Genomic DNA, 4,144 nt, shown 5'->3' on the forward strand with positions numbered 1-4,144 from the left:
GGTCTGCCGCTACTCACCTTCTAAGCCGTCAGCAGTGGCGCCAAGCATGACCGCCAGGGACCCCGACCGTGGCAACCCACGCCCGTCGAGGATTCCGCAGGCCGAGTGACCCTTTCGGCCCTACCAAGCTCGCTCCCGCTCGCGGGCCGAAAGCCCTGCTGCATCCACCCCGGACTCTTCGGGGTTGACACGGCCACCCCCACGGTCAGCAGTCGCCCAGCGCTGACCGGCAGCGCCCAACCGAAAGGGAGCACCAATGTCCACCTTCGAGATCATCGAAACCGTCCTCGCAGTCCTGCTCTCCGCCACCGCCGCGGTCACGCTCTACCGCAACGACCGACGCGCCCGCGACGCCGCTCACCGCGACGTCCGCGAGCACCAGTACCGGATGGACACGATGCGCGCGATGCACGAGGCCTCCATGGCCCAGCTCCAGCGCGGCCCGCAGCCGGCGATGTTCTTCCCCGCTGGGGACCCGCGCACGAACTGAAACTCCGGGCCCGGCCCGGCTCCCGAACCGGAGCGTGGCCGGGCCCCGTGTCGCGCCTCACCTCACCCAGCACCGGCGCACTAGGTGCGACCGGCGATGCCCACCCTGCGGGCGGGCGGTCTGCCGGTGGTCACCGGGTGCCCACTCACCGCGCCGCCAGCGCCCGAGGGGCGCCGACGGCTCCGCACGGAACTCACCTTTATTGCCGTTAGCGGGGGCGCAGCCTAATCGGCCGGGGGCCCGACCTGTCAACCCACGCCCGCTGTCGCGTTCCGCCGGCCGAGTGACCTTTTCGGCCCTAACAGCTCGCTCCCGCTCGCGGCCGAAAACCCGGCTACACGCGCCACCGGACTCTTCGGGGTTGACAGCCCACCCTCAGCCGATTGACCGCACCCCCAGCGCTAACCGGCGCACCAAGCACCTTCGTGGACGGAGAAAACAATGACCGACAACAACTTCCAACTCGCCGCCGCCCTCCTGGCCGATGCCGCCGACTTCGTCGGCCGCATGCCCCTCGGCATCACCGAACTCAAAAGCCACCCGTTCGGCGCCCTGCGCCTCATGGCCTCGCACACCCGCGAGGCCGACCACTCGCACAAACTGATCCTCTGGGCCCTCGATCGCTGCGGCGCCGCAGCCGCCGCCGAAGCCACCCAGTCGACGCCGACCGCCGTACCGGCGACCCGCATCCTGGCCTTCCGCGCCGACTACATGGTCTTCTCCGACCTGGGCGACTGGACCTTCCTGGCCTCCAGCGACCACAACACCTACACCCTGACCGCCCACATCGGCGCCAACAGCTGGGACCTCTCGGTCGACGGAGAACATCACGCCGCCTACACCTCGATCGACACCGCCGTCGACGCCATCCACGACCACGCCACCGAGGCCGCCCGGTAACCCCCAGGCCCTCGGGACGCCGCCAGCCCGGGTCGCGATCAGCGGCCCGGCCAGGCGGTGCGCTGTCCTGCCGGACCCGCACCCTGCCAGGCTCGCGCCACCGACCACCGCGGCACCGTCACCACAAGGTGGGATGCGCCGTACCCGCGAGCGCTGCGCGCACTGCCTCGGCGTCCCAGCCGCCGCGCACCGCGTCCCGCAGCGCCACCGACCGTTCCCGCCGTTCCAACAGGCCCGCGCGGCCGCGTTGGATCGGCCTACGGCCTCCCCCGCGACCCATGCGGCCCATGCGCTCCATGTTCTCGCGTTGCGTGCCCTCGGTCAGATGTTTGATACCCCGCTCATCGGCGGTCGAGCATCTCACGCAAATCGGTACGTCACAGCCATGCAGGCCATACACCCACGGCTCCAGCGGTGCGCCTTTCAGGCTCACCGCGAGCGCGTACCGGTTGGACCGCAACATGATCCGCTTTCCGGCCTCCCGGCGAATCCAAAATCGGCCGTAACCGTCACCGCCGATCGGGCCGGTGAAAATCCAGCAGTCGTCCGGTTCCGGGCCGCGGACCACCTGCGCGTAGAAACGCGCAATCTCGGCCGCGTGGATGACCGGATCGACCACCAGAGGTAGTGCTTGCGAGGGCCCCACGGTGGGAACGCTAACCGCGCCCACCGACAGTGCCTGGCCGCCCACGCTGCGCGGGGCGCGCCGTCGGCACGGCGCTACTGCCCGACCGCCGCCAGGCCTTCGGCCGGCGCGCTCGTCGGGACAGTCTCGCCGATGCCCGACCCGGCGGGCTCGCGGTCGACTGCCGGCGACACCGCCTCGCCGCCGCCGGTGGCCGGGCTCGCCGTCGCGTCCTGGGCTTCGCCCTCGGACGCCGGCGCAGCCTCGGCCAACCGGATCAGTTCGCGCACCTGCTTCTCACCGATGTTGGCCAACTGCGCGATGTCTCGGACCTGCTCTCCGCGCTCGCGCATGGCCCTCAGAGCACCGCCTGCCTGACGGCGCTGCTCGTCGCGGCGCTGCGCGCCCTGCGCCTTGAGCGCCGTCACCTTCTCGGCCAGCCATTCATCCACAGTCTCCGCCCGCCCCATCGCGGCGAAGAACGTCGTCAGGTCATCAACGTTGAGCTTGGTCCGGCGGGCCAGGTCCGCGTTGGCTTGCGTGGTCGCTTCGCGCGCCGCCTTGCGGGCAGCTTTCGCGCTTGTAGTGGTTGCCATGCGGGTCACGTTAAGCCCGACCAACCTCACGCAGCAGCACCCCAAAAAACTTCACCTTCACCCCGTTTGACCAGCACCGTCCCGTACAGCCCCTCTCACCACCGTTTCCTCACCGCCCTACCGTCCCCCAGTCACACCCATCTTGTCCGATCCCATTGAACATCGCAGTCTGGCTCCGCGGTTGCTGGGTTTTGCAAGGTTTGTCGGGACGTCCTACCATCGTTCGTCCCGAGATACTTTGAACCGCCCCGAGTTTGATGCACACCGGTTTATGGGTGTGCAGCCGCGGATTGGGCTGTGTTCGTAGCGTAGTAGACGGCCTCGTACTCGACGGGTGGGATGCGGCCCAGGCGATGCATGAGCCGGTCGGTGTTGTACCAGTTCACCCAGTCGGCGGTGAGCAGTTCCACGTCGGTCAGCCGGTGCAGCGGGCCATGCCGGAACGGGGAGTCATCGCGGATGGCTTCGTGCTTGTAGAGCCCGATCGTGGTTTCGGCCAGAGCGTTATCGTAGGCGTCGCCGACCGATCCGATCGATGCCACCAACCCCGATAGTGCGAGGGTTTCCCCGAACTTCACCGACGTGTATTGAGACCCCGCATCGGAGTGGTGAATAGTTCTGCCGGACAACGGATTACCTTCACGACGCCGGAGTTCGGCGGCGTGGCGGATCGCCCGCCGAACGAATGCATCGCTCTTGCCGGCCGAGCAGGTCCAGCCCACGATCCGCCCGGCGTACGCGTCGATGGCGAACGCGGTGTAAACGAACACTCCTGACGACAATCGGACGTAGGTGAAATCGGCCACCAGCAGTTTGTTGGGTGCCGGTACGCGGAACTGGCGGTCCACCAAGTCCGGTGCCCGCCCGGCCGCCGGGTCAGCGATGGTGGTGCGGACCCTCTTGCGCCGGGTGACCCCACGCCACCCGTTGGCCCGCATCAACCGTTCGACGGTGCAACGGGCCACTTCGATGCCCTGGCGCTGCAGGTGAGCCCACATCTTGACCGCGCCGTACAACGACTCCGGTTTACGCCGGCCCGCCCGGTCAGGTTCGTAGTAGCCGGCCAGCACCTGCGTGATCACGGTGTCCCACAAGGCCCGCGCGGACGGGGGCCTGGTGAGCCAGGCGTAGAAGGTTCTCGGGGCGATCTGGCAGCCATGCTCGGACAGCACGCGGCAGATCGAAGCGACCCCGAACCGAGCACGATGCTCGGCGATGAACGCACAGATCAGCGGCGTCGCGGGTCGCTCTCCCGCGCGAAGAAACTTGTTGCCGCCTTGAGGATTTCGATCGTTTCCTCAAGCTCGTTGTTCTTGCGTTTGAGCTCGCGCAACTCCCGTGCGGTATCGCTGGGCACCCCGGCACGATCCCCGGCATCGACCTCGCCCTGGGCGACCCATCGTCGCAGCGATTCGTACGAAACTCCCAACCGCTTGGCGACCGCAGTGATGCAGGCCGTGCGGGTGTCGTATTCGTCGGCATGGTCAGCGACCAACCGCACCGCCCGGGCCTTGAACTCCTCGTCGTACTTCT

5 protein-coding genes are annotated in these 4,144 nt (G+C 68.2%); 2 read left to right on the forward strand and 3 right to left on the reverse strand.

Annotated elements, in window-relative coordinates; translation table 11 throughout:
* Positions 1–256 precede the first annotated feature (256 nt).
* Together OOJ09_RS31755 and OOJ09_RS31760 are read left to right on the forward strand one after the other, a co-directional pair.
* Positions 257–490, forward strand: coding sequence for a hypothetical protein (locus OOJ09_RS31755; RefSeq protein ID WP_269908993.1), 234 nt, complete (start codon positions 257–259; stop codon positions 488–490).
* Between the two features lie 441 nt (positions 491–931).
* Positions 932–1,390, forward strand: coding sequence for a hypothetical protein (locus OOJ09_RS31760; RefSeq protein WP_269908994.1), 459 nt, complete (start codon positions 932–934; stop codon positions 1,388–1,390).
* A gap of 118 nt (positions 1,391–1,508) precedes the next feature.
* Here OOJ09_RS31760 and OOJ09_RS31765 read toward each other — a convergent pair whose 3' ends face one another.
* The 3 genes from OOJ09_RS31765 to OOJ09_RS31775 all read right to left on the reverse strand — a co-directional run.
* Positions 1,509–2,009, reverse strand: coding sequence for a hypothetical protein (locus OOJ09_RS31765; protein WP_269908995.1), 501 nt, complete (start codon positions 2,007–2,009; stop codon positions 1,509–1,511).
* A 101-nt stretch (positions 2,010–2,110) separates the two neighbouring features.
* Positions 2,111–2,611 carry a hypothetical protein gene (locus OOJ09_RS31770; RefSeq protein ID WP_269908996.1) on the reverse strand — a complete coding sequence of 167 codons (501 nt, stop codon included), beginning with the start codon at positions 2,609–2,611 and terminating at the stop codon, positions 2,111–2,113.
* A 269-nt stretch (positions 2,612–2,880) separates the two neighbouring features.
* A protein-coding gene (locus OOJ09_RS31775; RefSeq protein WP_269908997.1) for an IS3 family transposase occupies positions 2,881–4,144 on the reverse strand; the annotation gives its coding sequence in 2 pieces (ribosomal slippage) (positions 2,881–3,878 and positions 3,878–4,144; 1,265 coding nt annotated over the 2 pieces). This gene is flagged as partial in the annotation.

The sequence above is a fragment of the Mesorhizobium qingshengii genome (assembly GCF_027563465.1).
Taxonomy (GTDB): Bacteria; Pseudomonadota; Alphaproteobacteria; order Rhizobiales; family Rhizobiaceae; genus Mesorhizobium; species Mesorhizobium qingshengii_A.

Bases quoted from the DNA above. Each gene is read 5' to 3' on its own strand.
- OOJ09_RS31770 (WP_269908996.1), bottom strand. From the start codon at position 2,611: ATGGCAACCACTACAAGCGCGAAAGCTGCCCGCAAGGCGGCGCGCGAA.
- OOJ09_RS31760 (WP_269908994.1), top strand. From the start codon at position 932: ATGACCGACAACAACTTCCAACTCGCCGCCGCCCTCCTGGCCGATGCC.
- OOJ09_RS31755 (WP_269908993.1), top strand. From the start codon at position 257: ATGTCCACCTTCGAGATCATCGAAACCGTCCTCGCAGTCCTGCTCTCC.